This window comes from Runella sp. (genome assembly GCF_965279615.1).
In the GTDB taxonomy this organism is placed as follows: Bacteria; Bacteroidota; Bacteroidia; order Cytophagales; family Spirosomataceae; genus Runella.
In genome coordinates this window covers 3,331,499-3,350,577 of sequence record NZ_OZ257252.1, presented here as the reverse complement: position 1 = coordinate 3,350,577, position 19,079 = coordinate 3,331,499, and the positions used below count along the sequence as shown (strand labels likewise).

At 43.0% G+C, this 19,079-nt stretch carries 12 protein-coding genes and 2 pseudogenes; 6 read left to right on the top strand and 8 right to left on the bottom strand.

Annotation, left to right across the window (positions count from 1 at the left end):
- The first annotated feature begins 224 nt into the window (after positions 1-224).
- Complete coding sequence (locus tag ACQY73_RS14180; protein ID WP_428667143.1) at positions 225-1,466, top strand: anthranilate phosphoribosyltransferase; 1,242 nt, start codon at positions 225-227, stop codon at positions 1,464-1,466.
- A gap of 83 nt (positions 1,467-1,549) precedes the next feature.
- On the opposite strand, the gene mnmA is transcribed toward ACQY73_RS14180, so the two are convergent.
- Positions 1,550-2,653: a tRNA 2-thiouridine(34) synthase MnmA gene (gene mnmA / locus ACQY73_RS14175; protein ID WP_428667141.1), complete on the bottom strand. Its 1,104-nt coding sequence runs from the start codon at positions 2,651-2,653 to the stop codon at positions 1,550-1,552.
- Positions 2,654-2,896: 243 nt separating this feature from the next.
- Between mnmA and ACQY73_RS14170 the strand changes: the two genes are divergently transcribed.
- The 5 genes and pseudogenes from ACQY73_RS14170 to ACQY73_RS14150 all read left to right on the top strand — a co-directional run bounded on the left by ACQY73_RS14170 (position 2,897) and on the right by ACQY73_RS14150 (position 9,819).
- On the top strand, positions 2,897-3,337 hold the full coding sequence (locus ACQY73_RS14170; protein WP_428667139.1) for an Arm DNA-binding domain-containing protein: 441 nt from the start codon (positions 2,897-2,899) through the stop codon (positions 3,335-3,337).
- Positions 3,265-3,474 (top strand): annotated as a pseudogene (locus ACQY73_RS14165) (phage integrase SAM-like domain-containing protein); the annotation flags it as partial. The gene ACQY73_RS14170 and the pseudogene ACQY73_RS14165, both read left to right, overlap by 73 nt.
- A gap of 12 nt (positions 3,475-3,486) precedes the next feature.
- On the top strand, positions 3,487-4,143 hold the full coding sequence (locus ACQY73_RS14160; protein WP_428668465.1) for a tyrosine-type recombinase/integrase: 657 nt from the start codon (positions 3,487-3,489) through the stop codon (positions 4,141-4,143).
- 905 nt (positions 4,144-5,048) lie between these two features.
- Positions 5,049-5,432, top strand: a complete 384-nt coding sequence (locus ACQY73_RS14155) for a hypothetical protein (RefSeq protein ID WP_428667137.1) — start codon at positions 5,049-5,051, stop codon at positions 5,430-5,432.
- Positions 5,433-5,457: 25 nt separating this feature from the next.
- Positions 5,458-9,819, top strand: coding sequence for a M4 family metallopeptidase (locus ACQY73_RS14150; protein ID WP_428667135.1), 4,362 nt, complete (start codon positions 5,458-5,460; stop codon positions 9,817-9,819).
- 310 nt (positions 9,820-10,129) lie between these two features.
- On the opposite strand, the pseudogene ACQY73_RS14145 reads toward ACQY73_RS14150, so the two are convergent.
- From ACQY73_RS14145 to ACQY73_RS14115, 7 genes and pseudogenes are all read right to left on the bottom strand, one after another.
- Positions 10,130-10,323 (bottom strand): annotated as a pseudogene (locus ACQY73_RS14145) (ISLre2-like element ISRsl1 family transposase); the annotation flags it as partial.
- Positions 10,324-10,586: 263 nt separating this feature from the next.
- The gene (locus tag ACQY73_RS14140) at positions 10,587-12,824 is read right to left on the bottom strand and encodes a xanthine dehydrogenase family protein molybdopterin-binding subunit (protein ID WP_428667133.1); all 2,238 of its coding nucleotides are present in this window, start codon (positions 12,822-12,824) and stop codon (positions 10,587-10,589) included.
- A gap of 44 nt (positions 12,825-12,868) precedes the next feature.
- Positions 12,869-13,888 (bottom strand): FAD binding domain-containing protein, encoded by a 1,020-nt coding sequence (locus ACQY73_RS14135; RefSeq protein WP_428667131.1) that lies wholly within the window; start codon positions 13,886-13,888, stop codon positions 12,869-12,871.
- Entirely contained in the window at positions 13,881-14,423 is a 543-nt protein-coding gene (locus ACQY73_RS14130) for a (2Fe-2S)-binding protein (protein WP_428667129.1), read from the bottom strand. The genes ACQY73_RS14135 and ACQY73_RS14130 overlap by 8 nt, the downstream gene beginning before the upstream one ends.
- Before the next feature lie 460 nt (positions 14,424-14,883).
- Positions 14,884-17,058 carry a catalase gene (locus ACQY73_RS14125; RefSeq protein ID WP_428667127.1) on the bottom strand — a complete coding sequence of 725 codons (2,175 nt, stop codon included), beginning with the start codon at positions 17,056-17,058 and terminating at the stop codon, positions 14,884-14,886.
- A gap of 257 nt (positions 17,059-17,315) precedes the next feature.
- Positions 17,316-17,837 (bottom strand): ferritin-like domain-containing protein, encoded by a 522-nt coding sequence (locus ACQY73_RS14120; protein ID WP_428667125.1) that lies wholly within the window; start codon positions 17,835-17,837, stop codon positions 17,316-17,318.
- A gap of 242 nt (positions 17,838-18,079) precedes the next feature.
- A complete protein-coding gene (locus ACQY73_RS14115) occupies positions 18,080-19,063 on the bottom strand; it encodes a gliding motility-associated C-terminal domain-containing protein (RefSeq protein WP_428667123.1) in 984 nt (327 codons plus the stop codon).
- Between the last annotated feature and the right edge of the window lie 16 nt (positions 19,064-19,079).

Below are 19,079 nucleotides of genomic sequence, written 5' to 3'. Positions count from 1 at the left end.
TTGCTTAATAATTTTACTTAAAGGTATTGTAAAAGTGGACTTTCTCCAAATATTAGTTCATAATTTTGAGTAAAAAACTGAAAATTCTTTATTTTTTATAAAAGTTTCTTTTAAAAAGTACTATTTGTGGGATTGTAAATTGTAAAGTGTTGAAATTTTAGTTTTTTAAACTAAGTAATTTTTGAGTAATTGTGAATGAACTTGATTTCGCTTTAAAATACAATTTGAATACTGCACTTGCCAAAGGAATTAAGCAAGTGGGTATCGGCAAACATGGCAGCAAGCCGCTCTCTACGGAGCTGGTGGAGGAATGTTTGCAGGAACTCAAAGGCGGCCAAGCCAATGAGTTACAAAAAGGCGCTTTCTTTGGCGCTTTGATGATGAAAGGTCCTACGGAAGCCGAAATGAAGTTGGAATCATACCTTGGGAAACACGCTTTTACCAATCCGGTTTTTTTTCTGAATAAATTATGCCCTGATCTACCCCAGCACCTGTTCCCAATTGGCGTGAAACTCCTCAACGGGAAATCATTGCAGGTTTCAGAGGCTCATCAATTGGGTGACTTTTTGATGTCGGAAGAGCTTTGCGAGACCTTTAAAGGGATGGCTGTGAGTATTATGCGTGTGCGATACGAAACAAATGACGAGTACCAAGGTTTGCACAATGCCGTTGCAAGTACGTACGCGCCGGGGTTTCAACGACATGTGAAAACGAAATTTCCCATTATTCAATTGGCAGAGCCGTTTGATGGCGTAGAGCATTCATACATGATCACGCCGTTGCTGGCGTATTTCTTTCAGGAACGTAACTACAATGCTGTTACGGCGTTGGGGCGCTCTTCGGGACCAAAATATAAATTTAACTCTCACGATCTATACCTTTACTTGGGAAGTTGGCTGTTGGCCGACAATCATGAGTTGCTCGAAATGAATCCTACGTTTGGTTGGGTACTTGATCAAAAAGCATTATCGCCTTCACTGGACAATTGGGTAGAGCGACGCAGAACGACCATTAAACGCCCGTTTTTTGCAACGCTCGAAAAAATCCTGAATCCGTGTGGAGCGCGCATTCTGGTTACATCGGTTTTTCATATTACGTATCAGATGAAAATGGCAGAGTTGGCCTTAATGGCGGGTTTTGATGGCGTAATGGTGTTGAAGCGCGGTCTGGAAGGCAGCCTCGCACCTTCTACGGCAAAAGCAAGTGGGTTATTATGTGCGGTAAGAAATGCCAATAATCATTTATTCTTCACCCGACTTGAACACGATTTTCCCGCTTTTACGACCTTTCGCACCGAAGCAGACGACGAAATTTCAGCTCCAACGGCTGAAATCAATGCAGCTCTTATTCGAAAATATATCCATAATGGCCGTACTGATTACGCCGATTTTGATATTCGGGTAAACTACGCCAAAGCCTTATACATGAGAGGATTAGACTGGATCGAAAGCCAGATCGGGTATTGATTAGTTTACCATATAAGACATAGAGGGGCAGATAAGAAATTCACTTATATGCTTCTTATATGTCTTATATGGTAAAAAAGGATTTACTGACGAAAGCTTTTGCTGATCCAACCGCCACCAATGACATCGTCACCTTCATAAAAAACCGCCGCCTGACCCGGTGCAATGGCGCTGACAGAATCATGAAATAATACCTGAATGCGATCGTCACCTTCCTGAATGATCGTGGCAGGCGTACCGTCGTGTTTATAACGAACTTTGGTCACAGTCTCCAACGGCCCTGCCAGACGGTCATATTTTTGAAGATTCAATTTTGATACGTACATGCCATTGCGTTCGAGGTCTTTATCGCGGCCTAACACAACTTCGTTGGATTCTTTACGGATTTCCGTCACAAAGACCGGATACCCCAACGCAATGCCTAAGCCTTTGCGTTGACCAATGGTATAAAAAGGATAGCCCTCGTGTTTACCCACCACCGTTCCGTCCTGCATTACGTAATTGCCGCCCATTACCTGGTTTTCGAGTTCAGGCATACGGCGTTTCAGAAAGCCCCGATAGTCGTTATCGGGAACAAAACATATCTCGTAACTTTCTGATTTATTGACCAAATCCATGAAGCCGCGTTCTTTGGCCATTTCCCTGATTTCGGTTTTACGTAAGTGTCCGAGCGGAAGTTTGGTACGCGCCAGACTTTCCTGCGATACACCCCATAAAACATAGCTTTGGTCTTTCCAGGTATCAACTCCTTTAGATACAAAAAAACGATCGTTTTCATGTCGCATGTTGGCATAATGGCCCGTAGCAATGAATTCACAATCAAGACGGTCGGCGCGGCGCAGCAGGGCATCCCATTTGATGTGCGTGTTGCACAATACGCAGGGATTGGGCGTGCGTCCTTCGAGGTATTCGCCCGTAAAATGGTCGATAACGTAATCGCCGAATTCTGTTCTGATGTCTAATATATAATGAGGAAAGCCCAGTTCGACGGCCACGGTGCGAGCGTCGTTGATAGAGTCCAGGGAGCAGCACCCTGTTTCTTTTTTGGATCCGCCGCTGCCGGCATAATCCCACGTTTTCATGGTCATGCCAATGACTTCGTAGCCTTGATCGTGTAATAATACTGATGCCAGAGAACTGTCAATGCCGCCGCTCATGGCGACTAAAATGCGTCCGTGTTTGCTCATAATTGTATTTGATTGAGGTTCAAAGCCTCAGGACAAATGGTTTTATGTGTATTTATCTGTACTTACTATGTGCTAATTGTCAGTGTGTTATGATTTTTGTTAATGCATAAAAAATTACTAAAAACCACATTTTGTTTTACCTCTGTTGTGCCAAATTGCTATTTTTATTTAGCCGGACAATCATAGTGATAAAGGCTAACATTTTTTTTCTGAAATCCATTCAGTCACCCCCCCCTTAATTTTATGGCATCTTCTATAAAAGTAGTCTTGAGGAAAAAAGCCAATAAGGAAGGAAAATTTCCGCTCGCCATTCGTGTTACCGTTAATAGAAAGTCATCTTTCACATTTTTAGGAATAAATTTATATGAAGATGAGTGGGATGAAGCCACTCAGCAAGTTAAGCCGAAAAAGAAACCAGGAAAGGGATCTTTTTATCAGGAAACTTTGGCAAGAATGAATAATAGTATCATTCAGAAAAAAGCTGAAATTACCAATAAATTGCCGGAAATAGGCGGGCATCAGAAAGATGTGTCTTCTAAAGCTATTTTAAAGCAGGTAAAGTCGAAAGCCGGTAATTCATTTTTGCACAGACAAATTCATTTGTTGAAAGCTTGCGTAAACAGGGAAAGTATAATCGTGAGAGTACGGAGAAACCTCGCATTAATCGGTTTCGCACATTCTTAGGTGGTAAAGATAAAGATATATCCTTTTCTGAAATCACAATTTCACTACTGAATAAATTTCAGACCTACCTGAAATCTGAACACAAAGTAGGAGAAAGAACCATTGTGAATCATCTGATTACTATCCGGACAATCTTTAATCTGGGAATTATGGAAGGACTGGTTGATCAAAAATACTATCCATTTGGTAAGGGAAAAATAAAAATTAAGATTCCGGACTCGGTCAAAATAGGATTGAATACAGATGAGTTAAAATTGCTGGAAAATGTGGACCTGACGGATGCGCCTGAGGAGCTTATGCACGCCCGAGATATTTGGTTGGTGTCATTTTATTTTGCCGGAATGCGTATCTCGGACGTATTAAGGTTAAAGCATTCTGATTTTCAAAATGAACGGTTGCATTATACCATGGGGAAGAATGCCAAAACAGGTTCTCTCAAAGTTTCGGAGAAAGTTCTCAAAATTCTTGATAAGTATCCTAAAGCAGGTAAGCATGACCTTATCTTTCCTGACCTACAAATTCTTCCTGATATAAAAGATACCTATGAAGTTCAAAAAAAAATTCCTGTAGCACTCAGACGAATAGATAGACATCTGAAAAAAGTCGTTGAAATGGCAGGTATTAAAAAGACAGTTACCATGCATATAGCACGACATACTTTTGGTAATTTATCAGGCGATAAAATACCGATTCAATTGCTACAAAAATTATACCGTCATACCTCTATTACCACGACGATTGGTTATCAGGGTAATTTCATTCATAAAGATGCAGATGATGCATTGGAAGCTGTTATTGGAGTATAATCCCGAAATACTGTTTCTTTGATTAATTGTTAAAGCCCTGCGGGTATTCTCCCACAATCTCGCATCAGACTCAATAAATAACAAAATTATATGTAAGTTAAATACTGAGTTTTAATCAATATAGCGTCAAATAGAATACTTACGGGACTTTTTCGCTGATTGACCCTTAGCATCTTTTTAAAAATTGTTGTAAAAATACCGGAATTCCGGTATTGATTTTCCATTGTTTTCTATCGTCCTTTGTCAAAAAATTATTACTATTAACACCCTAATTCAGTCATTATAAGGCATCTTTATTAATGCCGTGAATTATTGTGTAATATTTCGTTTTTGAAAAAGAAACGGTTTATTGGCGGCACTTTACTTTTTTAAAAGCTTTACAGTTGGTATTTACCTGGACCTTAAAAGTAATTGAGCCCCTCGCGGTTGTCAGGCAATAGAATGAATTTATTAGATAAATCAGATCGAAGATGCCGAAGAGAGTGCTCAAACGAATGAGTTGATCTATTCTTTTCTGGATCAGACATCTCTTGGATTATTCTCAAAAACTCGTATACGCTCTCCAAAGCTTGTGCAATAGAAATGTACTTTTTAGAAAAGCTCTAACCTTTTTCACCCATGTACATAGGTGATATATTGGTATAAATAGTATATTCCTCCAACTGAATCACTACCAATTGGAAGTCGATGCGCTATCAAACAATATTTTAGAGAAGCTCATGGCTACCTGAAAGCCAATCGGAACTAACTGTTTTATTAAAAGTATTACAGACTTAATCATATATCAATAATATCACTTCTATGAAACCTTTCCTATTTTCGCAGGATCCCAACCTATGGCGACTCTTTAGCGTTTTACAATGTTAGACTTGTTTAGACATTAAAATATTCAACTAATTAATCTTATGAAACATCTCCTCAAGCCATTACTCTATCTATTAGTATTGCTTTCAATGAATTTGAGCTGTAACAAAAAAGAACCTTGCGATGATGGCATCTGCTGTGGCCCTTCTCCTCAAAACTTAGTCCTTATTAAATCTCTGGACAATTCCAAAGCGGATGTAGGTAATTCTGGTTTAGTTATTGAAGGCGTAGGCTATGCTCGATTTTGTATCCTCCAGGAAAAACAAGAAAACTTAGTAAATCTAAAACCAACTTACGCAGATGGGCAACCACAACCTTTCAAATACCGTGTTTGGGGGAAAGTATTTGAATGTGTGAATTGCCCTACTGTGATAGTTGGAAAAGTACTCTATGTTCAGATTGGTAAAATTGAAATGGTTAATTAAATAAAAAACCTAAATCCTAAAACTTATGAAAAAACAATTATTAAGTATCATACTTATACTTGAGTTGTCCTGTATACCTACTATAGCTCAAAAATATCAACCCAAATACTTGAAAGACAAGGATGAATCATTCAATCGTCTGATCTTAAATGCTACTGAAAATGGGTGGATTGAGTTTAAAAAAGAAGCAAAAATCAATCCCAATACCTTTTTTAAAGTCTATGGAAAAAACTTGGGGCTTGATCAGCAATATGATTTCAAGCTTCTTAAAGAAGAAACCGATAAAAAACAAAATCGACACCAACGATATCAGTTGTATTACAAAAACATTCCGCTGGAAGGCGTTGAATTTACGCTTCACTCTTCTATCGAAGGAGTGCTTACACTGGCTCATGGCCGGATACCTGACGGCCTGGAATTTGATGTATCTAAACCTATTCCTGAAAGCAAGGCTTTTGATTTGGCGTTGGCTTCCATGAAATTGAGCTTAGCTGATTTTGAAAAGAAAGAAAAAAATGCCAGAAAGGGTGAGTTACTGTTTACCAAATTGTCAGAAGAAGCCATCGCAGCTAATTTTCGTTTAGCCTATGCTTTCAAAATCTATGGTAATGAACCCTTAAACGCTTTTCAGGTATATGTAGATGCTAATACAGGAGAAATAATTAAAAAAGTCCCCTTAATTCATTCAAATTTTGATCAGCAAGACAGGTCAGACAATTCAATATCAACGCAGGAGTCCTCCCCACAAATCAAGATTCCTAACACTATTACTGCACCATTAGTAGCCTCAACCTTTATTCCTAATTATGCACGTTACCTCAATGGGCAAGGCAACATTACATTTGAAACTGAAGTCAATCCTGTCGATAACACACAATTTCGGCTGAGTGCTTTTAATGGAGCTCTCATTACCAGAAGAGTAGTAAACGGAAATACTGATTGGAATACTTTACCTGATGTTACTAATAATTCCAGTAATTGGCAGGCCAACGTTCAATCTCGGGATGCTCAAACTGCCCATTGGCTTATCCAAAGAATGTATCAATACATGAGCCAAGCTCCGGATGTAAACCGAGATGGTATTAACGGTAACCTATTTAGATATCCTAGGGTTCTAACTGGTCGTCCTATATTTAATGCTTTTTGGAATTTAAATGATGCTATTGAGTTCGGTAGAGACGATACTAATAATAATAACAGTATGGTTATGATTGATGTTTTAGGGCATGAATATATGCATGCCGTTACTCAATTTACTGCTAATCTCGCCTATGTAGCTGATGAATCAGGGGCTTTAAATGAAGCAATATCAGATATTTTTGGCACGGCTCTGGAACGAAACGTATTGCCTAACGATTGGAATTGGTTATGCGGCGAAGATTTAGGGCCTAATCGGCATTTCAGAAATATGGCCGCACCGGGTTCTGTCCCAAATGAAGGTAATTTAGGCAGATATACTCAACCGGAGGTATATTGGGGTGCGAACTGGTATACAGGCAATAATGCGAGCTTATATGTTCATATTAATAGTGGTGTATTGAATAAATGGTTTCATGCAATTTGTACAGGTCAATCTGTCAATTCTAACATACAACTTCACCCTATTGATTTTGATAAAGGGATTGCCATAGTTTATAAAGCTTTAACAGTATATCTACAATCTTCATCCAGATACTCTGACATGGCTAATGCCACTATCCAAGCTGCCAGAGATTTGTATGGCAACTGTTCGATAGAAGAAGAAACAGTACAAAATGCATGGAGCGCTGCTAATATAGGAGGGTTATTTTTTCGAAGTTGTGGAGGAACAGGAGGGTTGGCCAATGGTTGTTATAATATCAAAGCAAAGCACTCAAATAAAATTCTTCAGCCTGAAAATGGGAATAATGGTGCCAGAATTCGCCAGTACGATGCAAATGCAACAGTAGATCAAATTGTAGAAATTTCAGCAGCTGATAATGAATCGTATTTTATTCAGTCAAAAGCTACTGGAAAAGCATATGAAATTCCCAACACTTCCAGTGGCGATATTCCTGTTCAAGCCAGTGATTTCACCTTTGACAATCGTCAAAAATGGTTATTGGTTCGCCGTACAGATGGCTCTTATTTAATGTTACCTAAACTGCTTCCCAGTCATGCCGTAGACGTAGAAGGAGTGAGCCAAAATAATGGAGCTGGAACCATGGTATGGGGTGGAGGAATTCACGATGGAGATAATCAGCATTTCTTTATACAATCAACAGGGTGCGAGGTAGCTCCTCCAAGTTGCAATAATACTGGTAGTATTACCTATCAACGTTGGGATAATATTGGCAGTGGAACCTCTATTCAAGACTTACGCAACAATACAAACAACCTTAACAATTCGCCCAGTTCGACTCAAACACTGTCGCTTTTTGAGGCTCCTGAAAACATTGCTGATAATTATGGAGTTCGTATTCGGGGCTATGTATGTCCTCCCACCACAGGGAATTATACTTTCTGGATTGCAGGAGATGATAATGTTGAACTTTGGATTAGTCCTAACGATCAACCAACAAATCTCAGCCGAATTGCCTACCATACAGCTTGGACTCCAGGAAAAGAATGGGGATGGTTTAGCACGCAGCAATCCAATCAAATATTCTTACAGGCAGGTCAACGTCGTTATGTAGAGGCCCTCATGAAAGAAGGGGGGGGAGGTGATAATCTTTCAGTAGGCTGGCAATTGCCCAATGGAGCTTTGGAACGCCCGATCCCGTCCAATCGAATTATTCCGTATTCAGGAGGTGGCTGTACCCCTCCCGATGCTCCCACTTTGACAGCCAGCATCAACCCAATTAATTCAGGCCAAAGCAGCACGTTGACCGCTTCTAATTGCAGTGGCACGGTCAATTGGTCCACAGGTGCTACCGGCTCCAGCGTCAGTGTAAGTCCAAGCCAAAGCACTACTTATACTGCTACCTGTACGGTCAATGGGTGTACCGGTAGCAACGGTAGTATTACTCTAAATGTGAACATTAATAATGGTTGCGGAAGTGGAACTGGTCTGACGGCCAATTACTATGGAAACCATGATCTCACAGGAAATCCTATTGCTACTCTAACACAGGGGCCTATTGATATTGCCGGAAATGAGAGCCAAACTATTTCCGGAACCGGTGTAGCAGGGCTAAATGTATCCGCTCGTTGGGAAGGACAAGTAGAAGCTCCTGTCAGCGGTAGTTATACCTTCAATATACGTACTGATGATGGCGTTCGGGCATGGTTTGACAATAATCAAGTCGTGAATGATTATGGCTACTATCCTCCCACTGACCACAATTTTACCGTTACCTTGAATCAAGGACAAAAATACAATATCAAAATTGAATGGAAGCAAGGCAATGGAGGATATGAAGCTAAACTGTTCTGGGCTTACCCGGGGCAGAGTAGCCAAATTGTACCTGTTTGCCGGTTGTATCCTACAGGAGGTGGCTGTAACGCTCCCGGTGCTCCCACTTTGACAGCCAGCATCAACCCAATTAATTCAGGCCAAAGCAGCACGTTGACCGCTTCTAATTGCAGTGGCACGGTCAATTGGTCCACAGGTGCTACCGGCTCCAGCATCAGTGTAAGTCCAAGCCAAAGCACTACTTATACTGCTACCTGTACGGTCAATGGGTGTACCGGTAGCAATGGAAGTGTCACCCTCAACGTGAATGGAAGTGGTGGGTCTTTGAACCAATGTTTAGAGTCTGAAAGTTCAACCGGAGATGGAGTTATCACCGGCGATCCCAATGCATCTAACGGTAGTACGCGTGGCCATGAAACCAATAACAATGCCCACTATGTAGACTATGTAGTGACAGGGGTTCCTTCTGCAGGTACGTACTATGCCAAACTACGCTACTACTCTGCTACCGCTCCGGTGGTCAACGTATCAGTCAATGGAGGCAGTACGACAACGATAAACTTAGCTAATAGTGGTTCATGGAATATTGTATGGACAGAGCAAACCTTCCAGGTAAATTTGACCTCGGGTACCAATACAATCAGGGTACAGGGAGCCGGTGGAGGAAATTGTCGGCAAGATCGCCTGTGTGTAAGCAATAATCCTCCACGAATTGGCGTAGTAGGGAGCAAAGAAGCAATCAGCTTGGAGAGTACCGAAGACTCCATGTTACAATTGTACCCCAATCCCACAGATGGTATGGTGACCGTCAAGTATCAACTCGCGAAAGGGAAAAAGGCTTCCTTGCAATTTATCAACATGAGTGGACAGGTGCTGGTACAAAAGGCTTTGTTAGGTGAAGGTGGCTGGCAACAAGACCAAACGGATCTATCAAGTCAACCGGAAGGTACTTATTCCGTTCGTTTGGAAAGTGATAAACAGGTCTTTACTCGCAAGTTTTCTATAATAAAGTAGTGTGTTTTTAATTGAAATAAAAATGCCCGCAAAGTTATGGAGTGCTTTATTCAGCAAATAATAAATCCATAAGCTTTAACTCTGTCGTAATGTATTTAAGAATAAAGCGGGGTTCGCCTCGCTTTATTCTTAAATACATTGTTTGATGAAATCTGTAGCCATGCACACGGCACTCAGAACTGTTTTAAAATATCAATTAAGAGGCTTTCACATTAATTGAATCATTGCTAAATAAATTATACTTTCGCTATTTTGAGTGTGTTTTTCGTAGTCTTTTGATAGTCTTCGATGGGTGCATTTCAAATTGTCATTAAGCATTGATAGGTTGGATAAGCGGTTCTATTTTATTTCTGACTATGTCCGACCTGCCACTCATTGCACAAACACATAAGTTTAAAACGCGCTGTACACCTGTTATTCCTCCTCTCTTTCCCGAGTGCTTTCATCGTTTTGGACCAACGTGCGATGTGCTGATCCAATCGCCCCTGAACCCATCAGTAACCCTGTTTAGTCAATAGTTTGTCTATGTCGGCAACTTTGAAAGTTAAATTTATGCCTTTGATGCAGGTACACTGTAAGCACCCCTAAAATCGACCGGTTGTGAACCTGAGAAGTCCTTTGAAGCAGTACGCAAAAAAGTTAGATAATGAATTTTATGTTGAGTATATCGCTAATGAAGTGCAACAGCTAATGAAGCCTTTTACCGGAACCCATAAACTCACTTCGAATACTTTAAAGAATCGTTGATTGGCAATGGGCAACCGGGTTCATAAAAGTTCATCAAAATGAATCGGCAGCTTATTAATGCGCTTGCCTGTCGCATGGAATATCGCATTGGCAATCGCGGCCGGCATGGCTACCAAGCCGATTTCACCCACCCCTTTTACACCCAATTCATTGATGAGTTCATCCTTTTCATCGGCAAAGATCACTTCCAGTTCGTTGATATCGGCATGAACGGGAATATGGTACTCACCAAGGTTTGTATTGATGTATTTGCCGATCTTTTCGTCAAGGATCGTTTCCTCATGCAACGCTTTGCTGATTCCCCAAACCATCGATCCGGCAATTTGGCTGCGTGCCGTTTTAGGATTGATAATTCTGCCGGCTGCTACCGCCGTAACGGCTCGGGTAACCGTAATGGTTTTTAATTCTTTATCGATTTCTACCTCCACAAAAGAGGCACTATGCGTCGCCAGGCTGTATTTTCTTAATTTCAGCAAATGTGGTTTTCCCATCTCGGTCGTTTTGATGACCTGCCCTTTATTGAATGCGATAATAGCTTTAAAAGAAACAAAAACAACCGGATTATTCTTTAAGTGAATGTTACCGTCTTTGAAGATCACATCGTTTTCACCTGCCTCACTCAAGGGGGAGTTTTTTATTTTTTTAGCTTTCTCTAAGAGCTTTTTTCTCAACGCCTTAGCCGCCATAATAATACCAACTCCCGTAGAAGAAGTCATGGCCGAACCGCCCTGAAACATTGAAAAGGGCTTGGCACTGTCGCCGTAACCAAACGTCACATCCTCCATCGGCAAACCCAGTGCATCGGCAGCGATTTGTGTCATGACCGTAAGGGTTCCGGTACCAATATCCGTTACTGCATTATTCACTTCCAACTTTCCTTCCTTCGTGATAATGGCCTCAACACGGGCAGGAAACTGATAAGCATCCCAGATTCCTGTTGCCATGCCGTAACCCACGAGTTTGTTTCCGCGCGTCATGCTCCCGGGCTCAGGGGTACGTTTATCCCATCCGAATTTTTCAGCCGCCTTCAAGTAGCATTCCATGAGGGCTTTGCCGGTATAGGGTTTCTCCGAGGATGGATCTGTTTCTGAATAATTTCGCAATCGGAGTTCAAGCGGGTCAATTGCCAGCTTATAAGCCAGTTCATCCATGGTGCATTCAATGGCATGCATTGCTGTAGAACCGCCCGGAGCACGCATATCGATCGGTGTATACACATCCAATGGAACAAGCTTATACTCAAAGAGGGTATTGGGAGCTGGGTATAATTTATGGCTCCATTGTGATAAGGTTTCCGAGTAGTCTTCAAACTGAGAGGTTTCTGAGATCGCCGAATGGCCCATGGCGGTGAGTTTGCCATTCATGTCCGTACTAAAGCGAAGGTTTTGAACGTTCTGTGGTCGGTGCCCGAAGGAAAACATTTGTTTGCGGTCGAGGGTTACACGAACATTGCGCTTTAAGTGAAGTGCGGCCATGACGCATAAAAAAAGCTGATATTGCGGTCGCAACCCTGCCCCGAAAGCACCGCCGACAAACGGCGCCAACACTCTTACATCTTTATAATGCAGGCCAAACACATTGGCAATAAACACTTGGTCATTGATCGTGCCCTGCGTTTTATCATAAATGGTGAGTTTACCATCCCCTTCATAGACCGTTGTAGTGGCAAACAGTTCAATCGGATTATGGTGTTCCGCACTGTGTCGGTATTCCGATTCCACTTTCACTTCGGCATTTTCAAAAGCTTCTTCAAAGTCACCGGTCGGCTTGGGTGGCGGTGGTTTTAACAGGGTGGCGAACCCTTTTCCGGCATCCCTTGCTTTGTCAAGATTATTGTCCAAACACGTTTCAAAAGGCTCCTCTTCGTATTCGAACCGTACCAAGGTTGAGGCATAGCGGGCTGTTTCAAAATCGCGGGCCACCACCAACGCAATCGGTTGACCGTTGTATTTTATTTCGTCGTCGTACAGAGGCTTAAAAACAACGCCCGGCGGCGCATCCATATCGGTATATTGCAAATCAAACCAGGCAAGACTCGGACGGTTTTCATGCGTCAACACTTCAATGACACCGGCTATTGCTTTCGCGATATGTGTATCAATACTGACAATCTTGCCTTTGGTAATGGTGCTGTTGACCACGTAGCCGTACAGCAGGTCCGGAACGTTGTATTCTCCCGCATATTTGGCCGTACCGGTTACTTTCAGTTTTCCTTCCAAACGGCTGATCGATTGTCCTACTGATGGTTGTGTTGACATAAACGCTTCATGATATGTGTTGAATGATCTATTCAAAATGATAATTACAGCGATGGCTGTGCCCCGGGTAATTGGGTTTCGGGCTGCAGGGCCATCATCGCATTTCGAATAATGGCTCTTTTGGCTAACTCTATTTTGAAAACATTATATTTAAACCCTTTGGCTTCCTGTAAAATAATATCTGCCGCAGCGGCAAAGCTCTTCGCGATGGCCGGCTTATTTTTTAAAAAATCTTCCGCTTCCTGTACACGCCAAGGCTTATGGGCTACCCCGCCTAAGGCTATTCTTGCCTCTTTGATCATATCACCCTCCAGTTCCAACCCGGTAGCCACCGACACAAGGGCAAACGCGTAGGAATGACGGTCGCGCAGTTTCAAATAAGAATAATTTTCAGAAAATCCTTTTGCCGGCAGATCAATGGAAGTAATGAGTTCCCCGGGTTGCAGGTTATTGTCCAGTTCAGGAGTCGTGCCCGGTAAACGGTGAAAATCAGTAAACGGGATACTGCGCGCTCCTTTGCTGCCGGAAACATTTACAACGGCTTCCAACGCCGCCAGCGCCACGCACATATCCGACGGGAAAACGGCAATGCAATCCAAGCTCGTGCCCAGTATGGCATGTATACGGTTATAGCCGTTGAGTGCCGAACAGCCTGAACCGGGGTTACGCTTATTGCAGGGCACATCCGGATCATAAAAATAATAACAACGGGTGCGTTGCAGAAGATTACCACCGTTGGTAGCCATATTTCTGATTTGCCCGGAAGCCCCGGCGAGGATGGCCTTTGACAGCAACGGATAACGTTGTTCAATCAACGGATGATAGGCGGTGTCGGCATTGGTCACAAAGGCACCCAATCGAACACCTCCGGCTTCTTTTTCCTCAATAGGCTGATTTTTATTCAAGTGATTGATATCCACCAGTAAGTCAGGATGTAAAAGATTGTATTTCCAAAGGTCAAGCAAATTGGTACCTCCTGCAATAAACATCGCTTTATCGTTTGTGCTTACGGCATTCAGCGCTTCGTTGATATTGCCTGCCTGTATATAGTCAAAATTATTCATAGCCGGCTCTTTCTTTTACTTCCATGATCGCATCAATAATTCCGACATTGGCTCCGCAACGGCACAGATTTCCGCTCATGAGCTCTTTTACTTCTTCCCGTGTTTTCGCCTTCCCTTCCTTCAATACCCCGATGGCGCTGCAAATTTGCCCGGGTGTGCAATATCCGCACTGAAACGCGTCATGTTCGATGAATGCTTTCTGTAACGGATGAAGCTCTTCTCCGTTGGCAATTCCCTCGATGGTAGTAACATGTGAACCATTTTTCATCACGGCCAAGGTCATGCAACTCAGAATGCGATTGCCGTCGCAAAGTACCGTACAGGCACCGCATTGTCCGTGATCACAACCTTTTTTGGTACCGGTCAGATCCAGGTATTCGCGCAGGGCATCCAACAGTGATACCCAAGGCGTTAACTCTATTCGTTTTTCGAAATCATTAACGATAAGTGTCACCCATTTTTTACGTGGCGAAGAAATTATAGGCAATCCCGGTTCTTCAGTCGTTGCCGGTTCTAACGAGGAAGATATGTCCATGTGCAGTGCGGTTTAATTATTTGTAAAACAGCTGCCTGCAAACAGTATACCGGCCGATCAAGCGTTTTTTTGGGGTATAAAATACGATCTGATCTCCCCAAATGAGTAAACAATTTCTCATTCAGGCAGGACACTTTTTACTATTCCATTCCGGTTTCAAAGTATAATTGGGTTTGACCCATGAATCGAAAAAATTGTCCGGGAAAGAAGCAGACGTGTTTTCGAAAAACAGGCAATGTATTTCAGTAGACAGGCACCGCTTGCCGGAACAGTAACCTGTTCCTTTGGCAAGAAGGTCTGTTCCATGAGTGATTTTTTCTTTCCAATCGGTATGATATTAATGTCTTAACCATAATAATCCACTCAACTCTTAGGCCGACAAATTTCAAGTCGGCAGTGCTAAAAAACCCGCAGGCTATTTGCCTGCGGGTTTTTTAGCATTTCAGGAAAGCAATCCAATTTAAGCAGGTACTTTGTCCTTCTTCTCACGTTGCCAAAAGCGGTGCAATGAGATGGCGTTTATGAAATCCGTCGCCAAATCTTTGGCCGTATCGCTGACCAATACGCCTTCCAATACCTCAGCCGTCTCTGTATAGTTTGCAGGAATTTTTCTGCCAAAATACGTAGCTTTCAATACCGGTAGTGCAGAGGCATCGGCCGCAATGGCTTTGCAATGTTTAAAGGCTTCATTCAGAAAATGAACAGCATCTGCTTCCGCTTCCAGTGCGGCAACACTGTTAGTTCCTCCGGGTACATAGACAGCATCATACAGCACCGAAGCGGCCGTTAGAAAACTTTTATCCGCTTTGATCTTTTCATTATTTTCCGAGACAATATAGCCCAGTTTCGGGGCAATTACTTCTACCACCGCACCCTGAGCCACCAAGGCTTCCTTCATGGTTTTAAGCGATTTTTCATTTACCCCTTCGGCCGCTAAAATGGCTATCTTCCGCGTGAGAACGGAATCCTTTACGGTAGAAGCCATGCTTAAGGCCTCCGAAATTTCCAGAGAGCTTTTGACGATTACGGGTTGGTAAGCAGACACATCGGCATCGGCCGGATAACTTTGGTTCAGCGGCATTTCTAATGAAGAAGGAATGGATAATCCTAGATTGTAAGCCACTTTTGCCGCCAGCCCTTTGTCGACATACCAAAGCATTTTGAGCATCCGCAAGCGGATCGCTTCCGTTTCCACTTTCCCCAATTCGAAGCTCAGCGCATCTACTATATGCGCCTGTTCGTAGTCCGACTGACTGTTAAAAAAAAGCGTTGCCTGACTGAAATGGTCAAAGAAGCTTTGGCTGCGTCCACGAATCTTGTGGGCTTCTATGCGCTCATTGTGGCTTGTAAAACCACCTTCACTTCGTTTAGCCTGAAAAGGGCAGCCGCCACTGATCGTATTGGGATCATAGCTTGTTTTGCCCTGATTAACGGTTTGCCGCATGTGCCCATCGCGCTGATTATTATGAACGGGAGCAATCGGGCGATTAATGGGAATCTCGTGAAAATTGGGACTGCCCAAGCGCGTAAGTTGCGTATCCGTATACGAAAACAGTCGCCCCTGCAAAAGCGGATCATTGGTAAAGTCAATGCCCGGCACGAGGTGTCCGGGATGGAAGGCTACCTGCTCGGTTTCGGCAAAAAAATTGTCCGGATTACGATCCAGCGTCATTTTGCCAATGCGTATTACGGGCACCAATTCTTCGGGAATGAGTTTGGTGGGGTCCAACAGATCAAATTCAAATGTATGTTCGTCTTCTTCCGGTACGATCTGAACACCGAATTCCCATTCCGGAAAATTACCGCTTTCGATAGCGTCCCACAGGTCACGCCGGTGAAAATCGGGATCTTTGCCTGAGATCTTTTGGGCTTCATCCCAACAGACCGAATGGACGCCCAATAACGGTTTCCAGTGAAATTTCACAAAGTGCGATTTCCCTTCTTCATTAATGAATCGAAACGTATGAACACCGAAGCCTTCGATCATGCGCAGACTTCGGGGAAGGGCGCGGTCGCTCATGACCCACATGATCATGTGCATACTTTCGGGCACAAGCGAAATAAAATCCCAAAAGGTATCATGGGCCGAGGCCGCCTGTGGAATTTCATTGTGCGGTTCGGGTTTCACGGCGTGGATCAAGTCCGGAAATTTGATGGCGTCCTGAATAAAAAAGACAGGGATATTATTACCGACCAGATCATAATTGCCTTCTTCGGTGTAGAACTTAACGGCGAACCCTCTGACATCGCGCGCCATGTCACTGGAGCCGCGTGAGCCCGCGACGGTAGAAAAGCGCACAAATACGGGCGTTTTTTGGGAAGAATCCTGCAGAAATTTTGCTTTAGTATATTGAGCCATAGACTCATAGACCTGAAAATAACCGTGGGCTGCTTCGCCGCGTGCGTGAACGACCCGTTCGGGAATACGTTCATGATCAAAATGAGTAATTTTTTCGCGTACTATAAAATCTTCCAGTAAGGAAGGCCCTCGCTCCCCCGCTTTCAGCGAATTTTGATTATCATTGATCTTTAACCCCTGATTGGTGGTCAGGAATTGGCCTTGGCTGTTTTCTTTGTTGACGGCAAGATCATCCTGTTTTTTGTTGGACTGATTTTCATTGGTTGAGTTTTCCATCTTTTTTTATCGGGTTGAATTTTTTGAAGAATACGATTTTCATCTATCCATTTGTTACGTATTGATTTGATAATTAATCGTAGGATCATTTTAAAAACGCCTGTCATACAATCAATTTGGCTTATTTAAAAAGAACTCTCTCCAAAGAGCGCCGGTATGAAAATACCCCCCTTCAAAGAGAGCTCCGCCAATTGCTTACAATCGGGTAAGATCAAATGCAACTTTTACCACTTTGGCCGGTCAGGCATCTGATTCTTCTACGCTTCTTCGGCGGCTTCCACGTTGATGGAGCTTTCGGCAATGGCAGACAATTTGGTGTCCGCTACTTTTTCTTCTTCCAAAGTTTCGGCCAATAATTTAGCCGCCTCTTTTTCGCCCAGTGTTTTGGCAAACGAAACCAATGTACCGTACGTGGCAATTTCATAGTGTTCCACTTTTTGACTTGCCGCGATTATTCCCGCATCCCGCACCACGCCTTCCTGTGTGCTTTCCATGATTTCTGTTGCTTCTTTGATCAACCCTTCAATGGCCTCACATTTTTTGGCCTGCGGCTCAATTCCCAGCACCTTGAAAACGTCTTCAAGTCGGTCAACATGCCCTTCTGTGACGGATAAATGTTCGATGATGGCGTCGGACAATACGCCGGAAGTTGCTTTTTTAGCCATTTTTGGAAGCGCTTTGGTCAGGGCTTTCTCAGCGTAATAAATGTCTTTTAAGCTATCTTCAAATAATTCACGCAGTCCGGTAGCCACCTCTGATTTTTTAAGATCGGTTTTCATGTTTTTTACACTTAAGAAGGTTTGAATAATGATAAGTTCGTAAATGCCATAACTCAGGCATTTATCACTATAAGCTGTAAAAAAATATGCCGAATAAATTCCGGCTGATAATGAGGCAGAAAAACCCCGAAACGACAACAGAGTTTTCTCAATGAGGTGTACCTGCCTCATCCGCTTTTCAGCAAAAATCCTCGCCGATATCATCAGCGAGGATTTTTAATTTGCAAAATTATTGATAACTCCTAGCGCGCAATGGTAAGCGCTCTTCGATACTGTTGCCCGTCGGCCGTTTTGATGATATAAAAATACGTACCTTCTGATACGCCCTTACCATCTCCGTCCAATCCGTCCCAATCGTTGCGATAGTCAGCATTGCTATAGATCAAGACCCCGAGGCGATTGTAAATCTGCAGATTGATCTTTATTCCTTTTTTATTACGTAACGCAAACACATCATTGACCCCGTCGCCATTTGGAGAGAACCCTTCCGGAATGCCCAGATCGTTGTCCTCAATGCCAATACTTACATTGGCAATGGGGTCCGGATCGGGAACCGTAACCGAAGGATCAGACGGCGTAAGGGTGGGAGGTTTGGTCGTTACCGAAGGCCCGGAAGAGGAATTAGGGGATACATTGGGGCATGCTTCGGAAATCACCGGAATGGTTACATTACTGAAACTGCCCGATTTTACCACTTTGAGCTGAAATTCATCGCCGTTGGCCACTACCTCAGACAAGCCGGATTTAGGGAACGTTTGCGGAGTATACCACAAAACCTGAGAGGGAGTGCTGATGCCGGTGTTTGTAATATCAAACTGAATTGTGGCAATACTCATCCATTCCAAGGTTACTTTTTGAGGTTTTTTTCCTGAACCGGTGTAAAAAACATTGAGAGATAACAATCCTTGAGCACTATTTTCCGAAGAGCCGTTCAAATTTTGCGTTCCGTACTCCTGACCGTTGGCCGCTTCGCGACTGAAATTTTGTTGTTGAACAATGGTAGGTCGGGACAAAAGGCGCCCGTCATAACCAAAACGAAAATTGGCATCTCCCAGATAAAAAGGTGATTCTTTCTGAATTGAACGAATTTCCACATCCATCTGCACCCGTTTATCAATACAATCCACTTTTTTGAGCGTGAGGCGGGCATTGAAAAAAGCCTCCTGTGCCAGACCTGCGCTTAATGTTGCGGCATACAGCGCAACGGTAAAAAATAGCTTTTGCATGGTTTTTCAAAGGTTA

Excerpts from the sequence above, each read along its gene's own strand:
- mnmA (WP_428667141.1), bottom strand. The coding sequence starts at position 2,653 with ATGAGCAAACACGGACGCATTTTAGTCGCCATGAGCGGCGGCATTGAC.
- ACQY73_RS14170 (WP_428667139.1), top strand. The coding sequence starts at position 2,897 with ATGGCATCTTCTATAAAAGTAGTCTTGAGGAAAAAAGCCAATAAGGAA.
- ACQY73_RS14160 (WP_428668465.1), top strand. The coding sequence starts at position 3,487 with ATGGAAGGACTGGTTGATCAAAAATACTATCCATTTGGTAAGGGAAAA.
- ACQY73_RS14155 (WP_428667137.1), top strand. The coding sequence starts at position 5,049 with ATGAAACATCTCCTCAAGCCATTACTCTATCTATTAGTATTGCTTTCA.
- ACQY73_RS14150 (WP_428667135.1), top strand. The coding sequence starts at position 5,458 with ATGAAAAAACAATTATTAAGTATCATACTTATACTTGAGTTGTCCTGT.
- ACQY73_RS14140 (WP_428667133.1), bottom strand. The coding sequence starts at position 12,824 with ATGTCAACACAACCATCAGTAGGACAATCGATCAGCCGTTTGGAAGGA.
- ACQY73_RS14135 (WP_428667131.1), bottom strand. The coding sequence starts at position 13,888 with ATGAATAATTTTGACTATATACAGGCAGGCAATATCAACGAAGCGCTG.
- ACQY73_RS14130 (WP_428667129.1), bottom strand. The coding sequence starts at position 14,423 with ATGGACATATCTTCCTCGTTAGAACCGGCAACGACTGAAGAACCGGGA.
- ACQY73_RS14125 (WP_428667127.1), bottom strand. The coding sequence starts at position 17,058 with ATGGAAAACTCAACCAATGAAAATCAGTCCAACAAAAAACAGGATGAT.
- ACQY73_RS14120 (WP_428667125.1), bottom strand. The coding sequence starts at position 17,837 with ATGAAAACCGATCTTAAAAAATCAGAGGTGGCTACCGGACTGCGTGAA.
- ACQY73_RS14115 (WP_428667123.1), bottom strand. The coding sequence starts at position 19,063 with ATGCAAAAGCTATTTTTTACCGTTGCGCTGTATGCCGCAACATTAAGC.